At 39.1% G+C, this 17271-nt stretch carries 11 protein-coding genes and 1 pseudogene; 7 read left to right on the forward strand and 5 right to left on the reverse strand.

Annotated elements, in window-relative coordinates; all coding sequences use genetic code 11:
• Positions 1-224: pseudogene (locus IR083_RS21990) on the forward strand (hypothetical protein); the annotation flags it as partial.
• 540 nt (positions 225-764) lie between these two features.
• Here the strand turns inward: IR083_RS21990 and IR083_RS21995 are convergent.
• On the reverse strand, positions 765-1460 hold the full coding sequence (locus IR083_RS21995) for a helix-turn-helix domain-containing protein (RefSeq protein ID WP_194225939.1): 696 nt from the start codon (positions 1458-1460) through the stop codon (positions 765-767).
• 326 nt (positions 1461-1786) lie between these two features.
• On the opposite strand from IR083_RS21995, the gene IR083_RS22000 reads away from it, so the two are divergent.
• Positions 1787-3790, forward strand: coding sequence for an AIPR family protein (locus IR083_RS22000; RefSeq protein WP_194225940.1), 2004 nt, complete (start codon positions 1787-1789; stop codon positions 3788-3790).
• Positions 3791-3943: 153 nt separating this feature from the next.
• On the opposite strand, the gene IR083_RS22005 is transcribed toward IR083_RS22000, so the two are convergent.
• From IR083_RS22005 to IR083_RS22020, 4 genes are all read right to left on the reverse strand, one after another.
• Complete coding sequence (locus tag IR083_RS22005; protein ID WP_194225941.1) at positions 3944-4147, reverse strand: hypothetical protein; 204 nt, start codon at positions 4145-4147, stop codon at positions 3944-3946.
• Between the two features lie 22 nt (positions 4148-4169).
• The gene (locus tag IR083_RS22010; RefSeq protein ID WP_006801376.1) at positions 4170-4427 is read right to left on the reverse strand and encodes a hypothetical protein; all 258 of its coding nucleotides are present in this window, start codon (positions 4425-4427) and stop codon (positions 4170-4172) included.
• 128 nt (positions 4428-4555) lie between these two features.
• Positions 4556-8533, reverse strand: coding sequence for a two-component regulator propeller domain-containing protein (locus IR083_RS22015; protein ID WP_194225942.1), 3978 nt, complete (start codon positions 8531-8533; stop codon positions 4556-4558).
• A gap of 113 nt (positions 8534-8646) precedes the next feature.
• The gene (locus IR083_RS22020) at positions 8647-9780 is read right to left on the reverse strand and encodes a family 43 glycosylhydrolase (protein ID WP_194225943.1); all 1134 of its coding nucleotides are present in this window, start codon (positions 9778-9780) and stop codon (positions 8647-8649) included.
• Positions 9781-10060: 280 nt separating this feature from the next.
• On the opposite strand from IR083_RS22020, the gene IR083_RS22025 reads away from it, so the two are divergent.
• The 5 genes from IR083_RS22025 to IR083_RS22045 all read left to right on the forward strand — a co-directional run bounded on the left by IR083_RS22025 (position 10061) and on the right by IR083_RS22045 (position 16899).
• The gene (locus IR083_RS22025) at positions 10061-10753 is read left to right on the forward strand and encodes an NUDIX hydrolase (protein ID WP_194225944.1); all 693 of its coding nucleotides are present in this window, start codon (positions 10061-10063) and stop codon (positions 10751-10753) included.
• A 278-nt stretch (positions 10754-11031) separates the two neighbouring features.
• Complete coding sequence (gene araD, locus IR083_RS22030) at positions 11032-11715, forward strand: L-ribulose-5-phosphate 4-epimerase (RefSeq protein WP_006801372.1); 684 nt, start codon at positions 11032-11034, stop codon at positions 11713-11715.
• Between the two features lie 34 nt (positions 11716-11749).
• Entirely contained in the window at positions 11750-13252 is a 1503-nt protein-coding gene (gene araA, locus IR083_RS22035; protein ID WP_194225945.1) for an L-arabinose isomerase, read from the forward strand.
• A 127-nt stretch (positions 13253-13379) separates the two neighbouring features.
• Positions 13380-15047 (forward strand): ribulokinase, encoded by a 1668-nt coding sequence (locus IR083_RS22040; RefSeq protein WP_006801370.1) that lies wholly within the window; start codon positions 13380-13382, stop codon positions 15045-15047.
• Positions 15048-15153: 106 nt separating this feature from the next.
• A complete protein-coding gene (locus IR083_RS22045; RefSeq protein WP_194225946.1) occupies positions 15154-16899 on the forward strand; it encodes a sodium:solute symporter in 1746 nt (581 codons plus the stop codon).
• Positions 16900-17271: the final 372 nt, after the last annotated feature.

The following is a 17271-nucleotide window of genomic DNA, read 5'->3' on the forward strand; positions in this document are numbered from 1 at the left end:
TTTACAGGCGCATCAAGGCCAAAAGCGGTGCACCAACAGCCATAAAAGCGACTGCTCGCAAGCTGGCAATTATTTTTTACCGGATGCTCAGGGATAAAAAAGAGTTTTCGCCTTTACCTCTTGACGAGTATAATCACTATTTCAAGGAACGAAGAATTAAATACGTTGATAAACAGGCCGCTAAGTATGGTTTTAGATTAGTGCCTATCGATAGCGTTTCTTAAGAGTTAGCAGTCATCAGTTAACAATGTTGCGCTTGGTTATACTGAAGTGAATTTCGTAACTCATTACCTTATTTATATTTATTAACCATGTTTAGTTAAAACCTGACAAACCTGACGACTTTTCACACAATTTTTATTATCACTTTTTCTTCTAAAAACTCCGTAACTTCATCTTAATCAGGGATGAGAGATAACGCTTGCAAAGATGCAAAGACACAAAAAGGTAACACTTGTAACACTCTGTACAATTAGTAGTAAAGAACAACCAACTTTGTCATGCTGAGTGAAGCGAAGCATCCGTAAATAAAAAGACTCCGTGCGACTCCGTTTACTTTGTGGTTAAAAATAAAAGGTAACAAAGGTAACACAGAAAACAATTAATAATTAAGAATGAGAAATTAACAATTGGCTTGTCATATACTCTGAGCAGGGCGAAGCATCTCGTCAGTCATCAGTAAATAACTTGTATCTCGTGCCTTGTTTACTCGTATCTCATGTCCCATATAACTTTCAACTTATTACTCATTACTTACTACTTCCTCAATCTGTCCTCGATGTATATCCCGGAGGCAGAAACGGATAAAGATTCACCTTGGGCTTCTCTACCGGAGCGGCGGACGGTTGAGCAACAGGAGGCTGTTCCATGACTTTACCTTGCCCATTTTCCACTTCTAATTCTTCACTTTTCACTTTTAGTTCTTCTTCCAGTTTCCTGTCCACAGCAGCTACTACCTCCGGATTGAGCGAACCGCCCGAACGGAAGCCGTTCTCCTGCAATATCATCAGCTGACGCCTGGTCTCCTCGTCCTGTACTTCGATAACCAGCGGACGGCGTGCCGAGGCCAGTAACCGGTCTTTGTCCTTTTTCCTTTCCTCACGGTCGAGGACATACTTTATAGCGCGGATGCTGGGTGGACAGAATTTCTTTTCCACTATGCGGTATTTTTCTACATCGTTTACCTGGTCGTTTTTGTCGGGAACGTAGGTGATTTTCTCTTTTTTCTGCACGTACCCCTCAAGTAACTGCTTTAGTCCTATCCGCGCCGAGGCTATCATCACATCTTCGCGGTGGTCGATGGCTTCTTCTACCGCTTCGCCGAACTCTGGTTTTGTCTTTTTCCATTCGTAAAATGTTTTACGGCTGATTTTAAATGATTTGCAGATTTCTGATACGCTGCACAAGTCCTGTTCTATCATACGGACAATCTCCGAGGCTGTTTTTTCTTTATACTTCATAAGGCTTAAATATTAATGTTTAATAATTAGTTTCTTATATAGATAAAGTTTTTTTGATAAATTTGAAGTTGGTACAGACGTCCCGTCTGTGTGTCGCATAGCAAAAAATTGCTCTATGAGTAAGACACGGACAAGATGTCCGCGTCAGCGGGTGAAGCACTTGTATAACTTGCCACCCTTTGGCGGAGAGGTCGGAACTGTATTGTTTGAGTCGCATTAAACAAACTTAGTACACGCTCCGCCTTTTGCAAAAAAAAAATTAAACAACTTCATAATATATCAGAATAAATTGTTAATTTGCGAGAAATTAACATAAAAATGTCATCATGCAAATCGAACCAATTATAAACGCAAGATTCAAACAATTTAGGCTAAAGAATAGTCTTGAAAACGAGAAAGATAGTGTTGCTTTTGAGAAATTTGTAAATTACACTATTTATACATTGTATCATCCTGACGCCTTCAGTGCAGACTCAGAACTATTAGAGTTTGTTAGTGTCGGAGGTCCTGAGGATATGGGAATCGATGGAATTGCAATAAAAGTAAACGATATTATAATTAAACATCGTGATGACATTTCTGATATTCTAAAATATAATAGTAAAAAACAAATCGATGTAGAATTTATTTTTATACAATCTAAATTTAAGACTAATTATGATAAAGGAGAACTAAATAATTTTGTTGACGGGGTTAGAGACTTCTTGGGAGATTCTCACAATTTCCCGATGAATGAAGAAATACAAAAACATCTTAAATTAAAAGAACACTTACTTAGTGATGAATTAGTACTTATGTGGGAAAATAACCCAAGGGTAACTATGTACTATGTTGCTCTTGGACGATGGCAAAATCCCGCAGATTTAGTTGGAATACAAAAGCAATTTGAGCAGGATATCGATAGAATGAATGTTTATGATAAAGTAAAATTCAATTTTATTGATAGCGAAGGTTTAAGGGATATCTATGATAGTATACAAAATACCTTTAGTACGACCATTGACACAAGGCACATTATGCCTCTTACAGAGGTGAATAATGTGAATAACTCATGCCTTTCAATAGTATATGCAACAGAGTTATTAAAACTCATAAGCACATCAGATGGAATTATTAGGAAATCCCTTTTTAATGACAATGTAAGAGATTTCCAAGGCACAAACCCCGTAAATACTGAAATATATAATACAATACAAACAAAGCCTGAGAATTTTATTATTTTAAATAATGGAATTACGATTGTTTGTGATGATTTTAAACAAAATAATACAAAGATTTCTATTACTAATCCTCAAATTGTAAACGGTTGCCAAACAAGTCATATAATCTACGAAGCATATAAAGCAGGCTTAAATATAGATACTGTACCTGTTTCTATAAAGTTCATTAGTACTACAGATGAGGATATTGTAAATGATATAGTACGTGGTACAAATAGACAGAATATCGTTTTTGAAGAGGCTTTTGAAACGACAAAAAAGTTTCATAAAGATTTAGAAGAATTATTTAAAGCTCTATCTAATGATTATGCGACAATTTACTATGAGCGCCGCTCTAAACAATATTTGAATAATCCTACAATAAAACAAACAGAAAAGGTCAATCTAAAAAACCTAACCCAATATTTCATTGGGATGTTTCTTAATGAGCCCCATGCATCTCATAGACATGAGTCTGTATTGTTAAAAGAGTTTTCGGACAAAATATTCTTAGATTATCATTCGAAATTACCTTATTTTGTTACTGCCTATAGTTTTATTTCTTTTGAAAAGTTTCTAAGAGAAAATAAAACTGATAAATACATAAAAACATATAAACCCCATATTTTAATGATGTTTAGGCAATCTATATCAGGATATATGCCATCTTTAAGTAAAGAAAATATTGTTGATAAACATTGTAATTTAATATTAGAATACTTAAAGGACGAAAATAAATTTAAAATAAAGATTAACGAGATAATCGAGATATTCAAGAAAGCAATGCTTAAATGGACTTCTGAATTAGGTAAATCTCAACGAGGAACAAAAGATGTTGAAGCATTCACTAAGCATCTATTGAGTGAAACTAATAGTTATTATAAACTGTCTAATGAGGTTCTTGAGAAAAAGCAATTGAAATTTGTCGGACAAGTTTTGAATGTTATAAAAGATAGATATGGTAACCATTGTGGCTTTATATCTAAAGAACCAAGTGATATCTTTTTCCATTCAGGGGATAATCCTGATATAGATTTTTACAATCTTAAACAAAAGTCTGTTATTTATGAAATTTTACCGACTCCTAAAGAAAATTTAAAAGTTAAAGCTAAAATTCTGACAGTCATTTGAGATGCCATGTTACAAGACAAGTTTTAAAAATTAAGGTGTATATCCTTTGTTAATTGACTTAATAATCTGTATTTATTGAAGATATCAGATTAAGTCGTTATTGAATATTAAATTCCGTTTTCACCCTTTGTACAGTAGCAGAGCTAACACTTGTTAATTTCGCTGTATTACGAATGCGATAATCACGTTTAAGCAAGGATATGACTTCTGAATAATCTTGCTTTTTTGTTCTGCTGTTTCGATAGAGTTTTTTTTGCGACCCAATTTACCACCATTAGCGATATAGGTTGCACTCGCTCGCACAGCCCCCTCTGTGTGTTGTGTAAAAAAAGAAGCCTTTTCTTCAAAGGCTTCCATACTTCTCTCTTAAATCTTTCTTTCAACGCGAAGCTGCACCGACAAATATTGCGGCAATGGCGCCCCAGAAAATGACAACAAGTATAATACCTATTACCATCCATACCAATTGAGCTTTTGCCCAGTTGGCCTTACTTTCAGGTGTATTGCTCCCAAAAGCCCATACGAACAACATTATGAAATTTACTAACGGAATGATCATTATAAGCATAGTTACAAGCCATTCTCCCATACTAACCACAGATTTATTGCCCTTGGCATACTGTTCTTGATTTTCCATAATAATGATTTTTTAATTAAAAATAGTACAACGAAAACTTCGCTAATGAGTTGATTTATAGTGTAAGTTTTCGTTGTACTAAGATAAAAATAAAAATGTTCTTTTCATTAATTGTATAAGCCTTCTTTTTATACCCCCGGATAATCCTTCGGCAATACTCCAAACTGAGCCTTGAAGCACTTTGCAAAATATGATGAAGAGCTGAATGCTACTTTTTCACATATCTCGGAGATTGGTAATTCCCCTTCACGTAACAATTCTGCCGCTTTATTCAGACGAAATGTCTTCAGGTAATCATTCGGAGACAGACCTGTGACACCCTTCATCTTGCGGTAGAAGCTGGATCGGCTCATAAACATAGTCTCAGCGATGGTGTCAATGGAAAAGTCCGGTTCGGTGATGTGCTTTTCTATTTCAGTATGGAGCCTCTCAATAAATTCCTTGTCTTTCTTTGGCATAGCTATGTCTATAGCTGAGGAGGCAGGAGATGTCGTAATTATTTTTTGGAGAGATAGTCTGAGTTTCAGGAGATTTTCTATCTGCTTGTGCAACTGTTTGATTGAAAAAGGCTTTTCGAGATATACGTCTGCACCATATTCCATACCTTCTATCTTCGCATCGAGTGTTACTTTTGCTGTTAGTAAGACAACAGGTATATGGCTGGAGCTAATGTCGGATTTGATGGTTTTGCACAATTCGAAACCGTCCATTTCGGGCATCATCACATCGCTTACAACGAGGTCGACGTTATTTTCAGATAATATTTTTAAGGCTTCTTTTCCGTTGCCGGATTTCATTATAGAGAAGAAAGGGGCTAGCGAATCGGCAACCATATCGAGTAATTCTATATTGTCTTCTACCAATAGAACAGTGAAATCTTTGAAAGAAGAGGTCACATTGATTGCTGTATCTATGACTTCGGATGATTGTAAAATTTCTTCTGTTTTAACAGATTCTAAGAGAGCCTCTTCGTCATATAATTTAGGAATGGACAGAATAAACGATGCTCCTCCCCGGACATTATCGCTCAATGACAGGTTACCTTTGTGGTTTTCCGCCAGCATTTTAGAGAAAGCCAATCCTATACCTGTTCCTGTATTCGTTTTGCTCTTTGTTCCCGTTTGATAAAAAGCATCGAAGACCTTGTTTTTTTCTTCATTGCGAATGCCCGGTCCGTCATCAGATACACTTATCTCAAAGTGGTCGTCAAAAGATTCGAGATGAAGTTCTATCCTTGACTTTGTAAATTTGATAGCATTACCCAGAAGATTAACGATGATCTTCATAATCTTTTCTTTATCGACCAAAGCGCATATCTCATATTCCGGTAATGAAATGCTGAGGTCGATATTCTTTAACTCCGCCGAATGGGTGAATTGGGTATATATTTCCTGTAGAAGGCTATTTATATTTTCCTCTTTAAGAGTAAGTTGTATATTTTGATTTTCTATTTTCTGAAAGTCCAGAAGCTGGTTAACGATGTCGAGTAAATAATTTACATTCTTGTTGATCACCGTCAGGTAATTAGCTGATTTTGCATCTTCGTGCCGTTTCTCCGTTAACTTATCCAAAGGCAACTTTATCAGACTCAAAGGGGTTCTGATTTCGTGTATCAGATTAACAAAGAAGCTTATCTTGGATTGATAGACCTCTTTCTCTTTTTCTATACGGTATTCCTCCATCTGCCGGCTTAGTTTTCTGTCCGACCGGGTGATGAAATACCTGATAATAAAGAAAAGAGAAGTGATAATGCATAATGCGTAAATAATATATGCAGGTACAGACCTCCACCAAGGGGGTAAAATTCTTACTTTGATACTTGTACCTTGTTCATTCCATTTATTGTCGTTATTCGCACCCTTTACTTTGAAGGTGTATTGTCCGGGAGGCAGGTTCGTGTAAGATGCTATATTTGAATTTTCGCTATTTACCCAGTCCTTGTCAAATCCTTCCAGCATATACATATATCTGTTTCTGTTCGGTTCTTCGTAGCTAAGAGCGCCAAACTCAAGAATAATACTATTATTGTCATAGGGTAAGGCTATTTGCTTTGCCATATATATGGGTTCGGACAAGTTCAGTAGTTCTTTGCTCTTAGTCTCGTCAGTGTTGTACAATCTGATATCTACAATGTAAACGGGAGGGATATAGTTGTTTTCTTTAAACTCGTTCGGGTAAAAGGCATTAAATCCGTTAATACCTCCAAAGTAAAGTTTCCCCGTACTGGCTTTCAGGGAGGATTTATAATTGAACTGATTGCTTTGCAGACCATCTTCTTGTGTGAACAGTTTTCTGATTGTCTTATTTTGAGGATTTACTCTTAGTAATCCGGCATTGCTCGATATCCAGAAATCTCCCTGATTGTCTTCTTCTATAGAGTAAATAACATTGTTGGGTAAGGCTTGGTTCCGGGAGTCGAAATCGGTAAACAACCCGGTATCTGCATTAAAATAACATAAGCCGCCGCCATTTGTACCGAACCACATTCTGCCTTCTGTATCTTTGAAGAGGGTGATTATAGCATTGCTTGTTATTGAATTGGATGTTTTTTCGCCATGTGTATAATGCTTCCACTGATTGTTTTCAGGATTATACCGGAATGCGCCGGAGTTGGAGGTTGCTATCCACAATTGGTTTTCATTATCTTCCAATATGTCCGAAACGGAAGTCATAGTCCCGACAAAATTGAGAGTTTCGAAATTATCTTTTGTCCGGTTATATTTGCAAAGTCCCCAACTGGTACCGATATAGATATCGTTCCTGCTGTCTTTGTAAAGCGACAGGACATCATTACTGCAGATTGTAACAGACGACTCTCTGGCGTGATAATATTCCGTCATTTTCCTTGTTTCGGGATTGTATACTTTCAGTCCTTCGGCATAGGTTCCTATCCATAAGTTTTCATCATCGAACAATAAGGAGCGGACATCCGGCTTTTGTATTTTTCCGGGTATCGTGTGTGTGTCCAGCTGCTGTGTCCTGTGATTAAGGAATTTCAAGCCGTCTTGCGCGCCCACCCAGATATTTCTGTCCTTATCCTCACAGAAGCGGCTGATTACTTTACCCGTACTCAGTAAAGGTATGTAGGTGGGGCTATAATATTCGAATACTTTTGTTTGTTGCGGCAGGTAATTTACTCCACCCAGATACGTGGAAATCCAGAAGCCGCCTTCGACATCCTTTAATATACTGTAGATAGACTGGTCGCTCAGGCTGCGCGGGTCCAGAGGATTGTCGATGCGTATAAATTCATTGTGTTGTATATTGAATATATACAAACCATTATCCGAGCCAACGAGAAGCTCCCATTCCGAAAACTGCGAAATGGCTCTTATAGTTCCTATATTCTGATTGCTGCTGTAATAAGATATCTGCATTGTGGTGTTGTTCAGCACTCCCAGATTATTTGTTCCCACACTGAACCAGACCTTGTCGCCAATAGTTTGTATACAGTTTATTTTTAGGTTTCCCTGATCTTTTTTATCAGGGAACAATGCTAACGATTCTATATATTTGCCATCTTTATCATAACATATCAGTCCTTCCTGCAACGAAGAAGAATAGATCAGCGAAGAGTTGTCTTCGCATATATCCCATGCAAATGATGTTTGCTGGCTATTTTGGATTAGAGTATCTGTTTCGGGGTTGTATATGAAAAGCCCTTGTCCGAGAGTTGCTATCCAGATAAGTCCTTTGCTAGTTCTGATTATTTTCCGCACCTCTCCGCTGATAGAAACACCATATTGTGTCTTTCTGTCGAAATGCCTGAATCTGTCTCCTTTCCGGTCATACACATACATGCCGCTGCTGGTGCCTATCCAGATATCCCTGTTTTTATCTTCGAATAATGCCTGTACCGAATTGTTGCCTAATGAAAAGCTATCCTGTATGTCATTTCTGTATACTTTAAATTTTCTGCCGTCGAAACGGTTAAGTCCGTCGCTCGTTCCGAACCACATGAAACCATAGCTGTCTTGCAATATGCACCATGACGAATTATGGGACAGTCCGTCCTCCACCTGATACTTTTTGAAAAAGAACTGCTGTGCAGGCAGTGCATCCGGTAAAAGGAATATTGACAGTAAAAATAGCCAGAATTTATTCATTATGTTTCTTGATGGTGTGGATTGCAAGTGAAAGAAGATTTTGATGCTGCATTATCCAATCGTAACCGATTTTTGCTATTATAGTTATAAAAATAATAAATAGGTCTGCGACCTCACTTTGTTCCGGATGGTTTTTTTATTTTATCTATTTCGGACAAAGCTTTTCCTAATACAGGAAAACCATCATCTCCCCATTCCATCTTTTGTAATCGAGGCGACCGGGTATCCATGTCTCCCGAAGGAAGAGAACCATAAGGCTCTTTATCTATGGCGCGCGCCTGATATAGAAAATATATTTCTTGCTGGTCAGGGGATGGTATAAAGCAAGGGCTACCTGTGCCGAATACCTGATTCTCGGGATTTTGGGTGAAAACAGGTTTATCCGATTTTGTCCATGACGAAGGATTTAGTAAGTCGCTGTTTGCATCGGCATATAACATCCCTACTGAATAGTATGGAGTCCAGGTACCGCTGGCGGAATAGTAGATAAGTACCTTATCTTTCTCTTTTGTATGAAAGTAATGCGGATCTTCATTTACATAGATCGGATAGCCGGTTTTGCTTCCGTCAGGATTTATCCATTGTCGTTCCCATTCATATTCAGGTTTAGAGATCAGTATTCTCTCAGAAGCCAAAGTCCATGGGTTTTCCATTCTGGCAATATAAATGCATTGGGTTTCGGCCTCTATCCTGCGCTTTTGCCAACCGGACCAAATCATATACAAGCCATCGTTGTGGGTGAATACACTGGGAAGAATAGCCCAATTATTGTTCTTATCCGTTTTTACACGCCCTTTCATTGAAAATTCACCGTCAAAAGGATTTTCGGATGTATTTTCTATAACATAAATCTGATGATTATCCGTGTTTCCGTCATCTGCGGCAAAATAGATATACCACTTATTATCTATCCGGTGCAGTTCGGGGCCCCAGATATGAAATGAATTGTTCTTATCTTTTGGTATCCATACTTCCTTGCTTGGTGCATTTTTCAGGTCGGTAATGTCCTGAGTTTGCCATAGTATGATCTTATTATCACTATCCTGGAGATAATAATAGTTGCCGTTATGATATGTGGCCCATGGACGTGCCCCTGTTTGTAATAGTGGATTAGTATATGTTTGGGTGGGGGCGTCTCCGGATTGCTGGGTATTTCCTTCTTTCTTCTTACATGAAGATACTAAAAAGAGTAATACAAAGAGGATTGCCGAGAACTTCAATGTCAGGTTCATGATAATAATATACATTAAACAAATATACTTAGACTAAGCAATGAGTATTTTTTTGGAAAAACAGGCTTAAAGTTAAACTTTTTTGCCGGATAAACCTGATTGTGAAACGAATTCATGAGAATTTTCACCGAACTCCTTCTAATAGTAATCCGATTCTCTGCTATGAATTAAATTATTTAAAATATTACAAAAAGAAAAAATATGCTATATTTGCTGGTTGTAAAAATAAAACGTATTTAATACACTTAATGAACTGAAATTATGCATATATTTGCATAAATATAAAAACGCACAGATGACTCCATTATTTTATAGAGAACAAGAAAAATTCTATGTTTCAGTCGATTGTATAATCCTCGGCTTTAAGGATGGTAAACTATATTTGCTTATTTCAAAGCGTAAATTTGAGCCACAGGAAGGACAAGATACATTAATGGGAGGATTTTTACGATCCGATGAAAGTCTGTCGGAAACAGTATCCCGCGTGGTATATGAATATACAGGCATACAAGATGTATATATGGAACAGGTGGGTACCTATGGAGAAATCGGCCGTGACGAGGGAGAACGTGTTGTGTCGATTGCCTATTATGCATTGATAGATTTGGAGATGTTTGACGAAAATGTATGTGAGATCCATAATGCAAGGTGGGAAGAAGTGGAAAAGGTCGGTAAGCTCGTATTTGACCACAACCAGATGTTGCGAGATACGATCGAAATATTAAGGAAGAAAACGGCAACGCAGCCGATTGGTTTTAATCTGTTGCCCGAGAAATTTACTTTGCCACAGTTACAGGCGCTTTACGAAGCCATTTATCAGACTACTTTGGATAAACGCAATTTCCGTAAAAAAATACTGGAGATGGAAATCCTCGAAAAGCAGGACGATAAAGATAAATCGAGCTCGAAAAGAGGAGCATTTTATTATACTTTCAACAAAGAAAAGTATGATTTACTTCTCCAAAAAGGATATTACTTTTCATTGTAAAAATAAAATCATATTTCATTAAAGATTTATAAGAGAGTTATTTGCTCTCTTTTTTTATACTTGTAAATACTTTTTTTACTAAATATGTTTTACAACATATAAAAAATAAGTGTATGATTAAACACTTATTGCTAATATTGCAAGTGTAAACGCTACACTTATTTAAAGAGAGCCTTATAATAAAAGAACGTTTTAAGTAGCGAGTGCAGAAACAGAATTAATTTTGGTTATGCCGAGTCACAAAAAACGCCTGATATAATTACCATATACATACCATTATGTTGGAATCACTCAAAAAAGAAGTATTTGACGCTAATCTCGATTTAGTAAAACACGGATTGGTAATTTTCACTTGGGGAAATGTAAGTGCGATCGACCGTGAAAAAGGTCTGGTTGTTATAAAACCGTCAGGTGTATCATATGATACAATGAAAGCTGAGGATATGGTTGTTCTCGACTTGGATGGGAATATTGTGGATGGTAAATTAAAGCCGTCATCGGATACCGCTACTCATTTAGTATTATATAAAGCATTCCCGAATATCGGGGGTATAGTACATACTCATTCTACATATGCTACGTCGTGGGCTCAGGCCGGATGCGATATTCCTAATATAGGTACTACTCATGCCGACTACTTCAAAGATGAAATTCCGTGTACACGCCAGATGACAAAAGCGGAGATTGAAGGCAAGTACGAATTGGAGACTGGTAATGTGATTGTAGAACGTTTTGCCGAACTGAATGCCGATTATACACCGGGAGTACTGGTAAATAATCACGGCCCTTTCTCTTGGGGAAAAGATGCTCACAATGCGGTACACAATGCCGTAGTATTGGAGCAGGTGGCAAAAATGGCATACATCGCCTATTCAATTAATCCTCAACTAAAAATGAACGAGGAGCTTATTAAAAAGCATTTTTTTAGAAAACATGGTCCGGGAGCATATTACGGACAGTAAAAATATTTATCATTAACTATAAAAAAATAATATCATGGATTTCAAAGATTTAGAAGTCTGGTTTGTAACCGGCGCACAATTGTTATATGGTGGAGATGCAGTAGTTGCAGTAGACTCCCATTCTACACAAATGGTAAAAGCCCTGAATGATTCAGGCAAACTTCCGGTAAAGATTGTTTACAAAGGTACTGCTAACTCTTCTCCTGAAGTGGAGAAAGTATTCAAAGAAGCAAATAACGATTCTAAATGTGTCGGTGTTATCACTTGGATGCATACATTCTCTCCTGCTAAAATGTGGATCAAAGGACTTCAGAATTTGAGAAAACCATTGATGCACCTTCATACGCAGTTCAATAAAGAAATTCCTTGGAATGAAATAGATATGGACTTCATGAATCTGAACCAATCGGCTCATGGAGACCGTGAATTTGGCCACATGGTAAGCCGCATGCGCAAAAACCGCAAGGTGGTTGTCGGTCATTGGAGTGATGAGGGTGTTCAGGCTAAGATTGCAAACTGGATGCGTGTTTGTGCAGGATGGGCAGACTCTCAGGATATGCTTATCATTCGTTTCGGAGACAATATGAACAATGTTGCTGTAACAGACGGAGATAAAGTAGAAGCAGAAATGCGCCTTGGCTACCACGTAGATAATGCACCGATAGCAACTCTTGTACCATACGTAGAAGCGGTTACAGATGCTGAAATAGATGCGCTGGTTACCGAATACGAAAAGATATATGACTTTGCTGCCGATTCTAAAAAAGGTGCGGAAAAACACCAGTTTGTACGCGATGCCGCAGCTCAGGAAATAGGCCTTCGCCGTTTTCTTCAGGATAAAGGAGCTAAAGGATTTACTACCAGCTTCAACGAACTGGCAGGTATGAAACAATTAATGGGATTTGCTTCGCAGCGCCTTATGGCAGAAGGTTACGGATTCGGAGCCGAAGGGGACTGGAAGTCAGCTGCGCTTGTTCGCACCATGTGGGTAATGGGACAAGGTCTGCCGGGCGGACAATCATTCCTTGAAGATTATACATTGAATTTCGATGGAGAGAACAGCACTATTCTGCAGTCTCACATGTTGGAAATCAATCCGGATATAACAGGTACAAAACCACGTATCGAAGTTCATTTCCTTGGTATAGGCGATGCCCGTACTTGTGCCCGTCTGGTATTCCAGGCTCACAAGGGCGAAGGAGTGGCAGCGACAATCGTAGATATGGGAAATCGTTTCCGTATGATTGTAAATGAAGTGAAAGTGGTAGAACCTAAACCGCTGCCAAAATTACCGGTGGCCTGTGCATTGTGGAAACCGATGCCTAACCTCGAAGTAGGTGCAGGAGCATGGATTCTGGCAGGAGGTACTCACCATTCAAGTTTTTCGTTCTCTGTAACTACCGAGATGTTGGAAGACTATGCCGATATCGCAGGTATCGAACTGGTGACTATCGATGAAAATACAACTATAAACAACTTCAAGTTTGAGTTGAAAGTAAATGAAGTGTACTACTTATTAAATAAATCGTTAAATTAAGGTTCTGGGGTACCGTGAGTAGTGATTATTCTCGGTACCCTATTTTTTAGTATACTAGTTATTAGCTTGCTAGTGTACAAGAAAGAGTCGTAAACTGATAAACTAGTAAACTTTAAAACTAAATAAAATGAAATATACAATCGGACTTGATTATGGCTCAGATTCCTGTCGGGCAGTAATCATCGAAGCTCAATCCGGAAAAGAAATAGCTTCGTCTGTAAAATATTATAAGAGGTGGATGAAAGGTCAGTATTGTGACCCTCAGGCCAATCAATACAGGCAACATCCGCTCGACTACGTTGAAGCATTGGAAGAATCGGTGAAGGAAGCCTTGAGTAAGTCACCTGCCGGAACTGCTGAGGCTGTTGTCGGTATGTCGTTCGATACTACCGGTTCCACTCCTGCCCTGATCGACAAAGACGGACAGGTATTGGCATTGCGTCCCGAATTTGCAGAAAATCCGAACGCAATGTTTATCTTATGGAAAGACCATACTGCTATCAAAGAAGCGGCAAAAATCAACGAAGTGGCTAAACGATGGCCTATCGATTATACAGCATATGAAGGCGGAATTTATTCCAGCGAATGGGTTTGGGCAAAAATCGCTCATGTACTGAAAGCTGATAAATCTATCGTAAACGATGCATATAGCTGGGTAGAACATTGCGACTGGATGCCTGCACTAATTACAGGAACTACAAAGCCTGCAGATATAGTAAGAGGACGCTGTGCTGCCGGTCATAAGGCCATGTGGCTGAAAGAATGGGATGGGCTTCCTACCGAAGAATTCCTTGTGGAAGTGGCTCCCGAACTGAAAGGTTTTAGAGAGAGACTGTTCCACGAAACATACACAAGTGATGTGAAGGTTGGTAATCTTACGCCGGAATGGGCCGGAAGATTGGGACTGACTACAAATGTAGCGGTAGGCGTGGGAGCCTTCGACTGTCACATGGGTGCTGTCGGTGCGGAGATCGAGCCTAAAACGTTCGTCCGTGTTATCGGAACTTCTACTTGCGATATCATGGTGGCTTCGTATGAAGATATGCATGGCAAACTTGTTCCGGGTATTTGCGGACAGGTTGACGGTTCTGTTATTCCGGGCATGATTGGTCTTGAAGCCGGACAATCGGGTTTCGGAGATATTTATGCATGGTTTAAATCTGTATTGGCGTGGCCTTTAGAGAAGATACTGAAAGAATCTACATTAGTAGATCAGGCTACAAAAGATAAACTGATAGAAGAAGCCTTAGATAAGATGATTCCTGTTTTATCGAAAGAAGCTGAAAAAATTCCTACAACCGAAAGTTCAGCACTGGCTATCGATTGGATGAATGGCCGCCGTACACCTGATGCCAATCAATTGGTGAAAGGTACAATTACAGGATTGAACCTTGCCAGTTCTGCGCCGCTTATATTTAAAGCCTTGGTAGAAGCTACAGCATTCGGCTCCAAAGCGATTGTAGACCGTTTCCTTGAAAATGGTATCGAAATAAACAGTGTAATCGGTATAGGTGGTATATCTTTGAAGTCGCCGCTTGTTATGCAGACCTTAGCTGATGTGCTGGGTATGCCTATTAAGGTGGCCAAGTCGGAACAGGCTTGTGCGTTCGGTGCAGCTATGTTCGCATCGGTAGCTGCTGGTATTCATCCTGATATTAAGGCCGCGCAAAAAGCGATGGGGCAAGGGTTCGCTTTCGAATATAAACCGGATATGGTTAAGCATGAGGTGTATATGAAATTATATGCTAAATATCAGAAGCTGGGTAAATTCACAGAAACGGAATTATTTAACTAAATGAAAAATGAAAAGTGAAAAGTGAAAAATTATGCGAAGCGACAATGATTGGGTCTTTATTTTTCATTTTTCACTTTTAGTTTTTCACTTCTAATTATAAAATACTATGAACTGGAATTCACATGAATTTATTTGGCTCGACTGGGTGATTATCGCAGTCGGGATATTAGCGGTGACATGGGCCGTTTGGCGTTCGATACAAAAAGACAAGCGCCTGCAACAGGGTGCCAGTAGCGAAGACTATCTGTTCGGTAAAGGCGAGCCATGGTATATCATCGGTGCGGCTATTTTCGCTGCAAATATTGGTTCGGAACATCTCGTGGGACTTGCCGGAACAGGTGCAAAAGCCGGAGTAGGTATGGCACACTGGGAGATGCAAGGCTGGATGATACTTATTCTGGGTTGGCTTTTTGTGCCTTTCTATCAGCTTATGAATAATAAGATGGGTAAAATCATCACAATGCCCGATTTCCTTAAATATCGTTACACCCCGGCTACAGGCTCATGGTTGTCTATCATCACTCTTATCGCGTACGTGCTTACCAAAGTGAGCGTAACAGCATTTACCGGAGGTATCTTTATGGAGAGCCTTCTTGGGTTGCCTTTCTGGTACGGGGCTATCGGCTTGATTGTCTTAACAGGTATCTTTACCGTCTTTGGTGGTATGAAAGGCGTGATGACATTGTCAGCTATTCAAACTCCGATTCTTATAGCAGGTTCATTCCTTGTGCTTTTCCTTGGATTATCTGCACTTGGTGGTGGTAGTATCCCTGAAGGCTGGACTGCGATGATCGACTATGCTAAAACGCTGAATGTAGGGGAAGATGGTGTTGCGTACGGAACAAATCATATGTTTCATTTTAGTACTGGTGACCCGTTGTATGACGACTATCCCGGATTTTGGGTATTTATCGGAGCATCAATTATTGGTTTCTGGTATTGGTGTACCGACCAGCATATCGTTCAGCGTGTACTAGGACAACGCAAAGGTGAAGATAACGATGTAGTAATGAAACGTGCTCGCAGGGGTACTATCGCTGCCGGTTATTTCAAATTGCTGCCTGTTTTTATGTTCCTGATACCGGGAATGATAGCTGCTGCATTGGCTGCGCGTCCCGACAGTGGATTTACATTGGAAGATCCCGATACAGCTTTTGGGTCGATGGTTAAATTTGTATTGCCTGCCGGAGTGAAAGGTATTGTTACCATAGGCTTTATATCGGCACTCGTTGCTTCTTTGGCTGCATTCTTCAACTCTTGTGCTACGCTCTTTACAGAGGACTTCTATAAGCCGATGTTTAAAGGTAAGAGCGAGGATACGTATGTTCTGGTAGGTCGTATTGCCACAGTTGTAGTGGTAGTACTCGGTATTGTGTGGATACCTGTCATGATGAGCCTTGGCAGTCTTTACGATTACCTGCAGGGTATTCAGTCTCTGCTCGCGCCTGCAATGGTAGCTGTATTCGCACTGGGTATATTCTCTAAAAGGATTACGCCTAAAGCCGGTGAAGTAGGTATGATCGTAGGTTTTATTATCGGTATGGTTCGTTTGCTGACCAATATATTTACAAATACAGGTAAAGACACAATGACCGGCTGGTACTGGGAATGCACTACATGGTTCTGGCAAACCAACTGGCTTATCTTTGAGATATGGTTGCTTGTCTTCATCATGTTGCTGATGGTAGTTGTATCATTCTTCACTGCGAAGCCAACAGCACAACAGATAGAGGCTATCACTTTTACCGACGATTACAAGAAAGTTATCGGAAAGAGCTGGAACAAATGGGATGTTATTGCATCGCTCGGAGTTGTCGCCCTTTGTGCGGCGTTCTATATGTATTTCTGGTAAAAAAGACAGTCTATAATAAATACTTAGATAAAGGCAAGTGTATTGAATAATGCACTTGCTTTTTTGTTTTTGTCTTTTTCGTCCTTTTATGAAAATGTTAAAAAGTAACAGATATGTCAGTTAACAGTTAACAGCATACCAATCCGGCGCTCCGGATTAAAATAATGAAGAAACGTCCTGGATGCTTACCTTGCGTGAGTTTTTGCAGCCCAGGCCGAAGTTTACAATGGTGTTTCGAACCCCATGAACAGCATGGCTTAAACCACAGAAGGTAAAATAATTGGTGATACTTTTCAAAGGTAATCCCGCTTAAGAGTTTAGATTTAGACAATGTGGTTTAGCAAAAACTATAACCATAAAAACTAAAAATAT

This window comes from Dysgonomonas sp. GY75, assembly GCF_015234155.1.
GTDB lineage: Bacteria > Bacteroidota > Bacteroidia > Bacteroidales > Dysgonomonadaceae > Dysgonomonas > Dysgonomonas gadei.

Bases quoted from the DNA above. Each gene is read 5' to 3' on its own strand.
- IR083_RS21995 (WP_194225939.1), bottom strand. From the start codon at position 1,460: ATGAAGTATAAAGAAAAAACAGCCTCGGAGATTGTCCGTATGATAGAA.
- IR083_RS22000 (WP_194225940.1), top strand. From the start codon at position 1,787: ATGCAAATCGAACCAATTATAAACGCAAGATTCAAACAATTTAGGCTA.
- IR083_RS22005 (WP_194225941.1), bottom strand. From the start codon at position 4,147: ATGGAAGCCTTTGAAGAAAAGGCTTCTTTTTTTACACAACACACAGAG.
- IR083_RS22010 (WP_006801376.1), bottom strand. From the start codon at position 4,427: ATGGAAAATCAAGAACAGTATGCCAAGGGCAATAAATCTGTGGTTAGT.
- IR083_RS22015 (WP_194225942.1), bottom strand. From the start codon at position 8,533: ATGAATAAATTCTGGCTATTTTTACTGTCAATATTCCTTTTACCGGAT.
- IR083_RS22020 (WP_194225943.1), bottom strand. From the start codon at position 9,780: ATGTATATTATTATCATGAACCTGACATTGAAGTTCTCGGCAATCCTC.
- IR083_RS22025 (WP_194225944.1), top strand. From the start codon at position 10,061: ATGACTCCATTATTTTATAGAGAACAAGAAAAATTCTATGTTTCAGTC.
- araD (WP_006801372.1), top strand. From the start codon at position 11,032: ATGTTGGAATCACTCAAAAAAGAAGTATTTGACGCTAATCTCGATTTA.
- araA (WP_194225945.1), top strand. From the start codon at position 11,750: ATGGATTTCAAAGATTTAGAAGTCTGGTTTGTAACCGGCGCACAATTG.
- IR083_RS22040 (WP_006801370.1), top strand. From the start codon at position 13,380: ATGAAATATACAATCGGACTTGATTATGGCTCAGATTCCTGTCGGGCA.
- IR083_RS22045 (WP_194225946.1), top strand. From the start codon at position 15,154: ATGAACTGGAATTCACATGAATTTATTTGGCTCGACTGGGTGATTATC.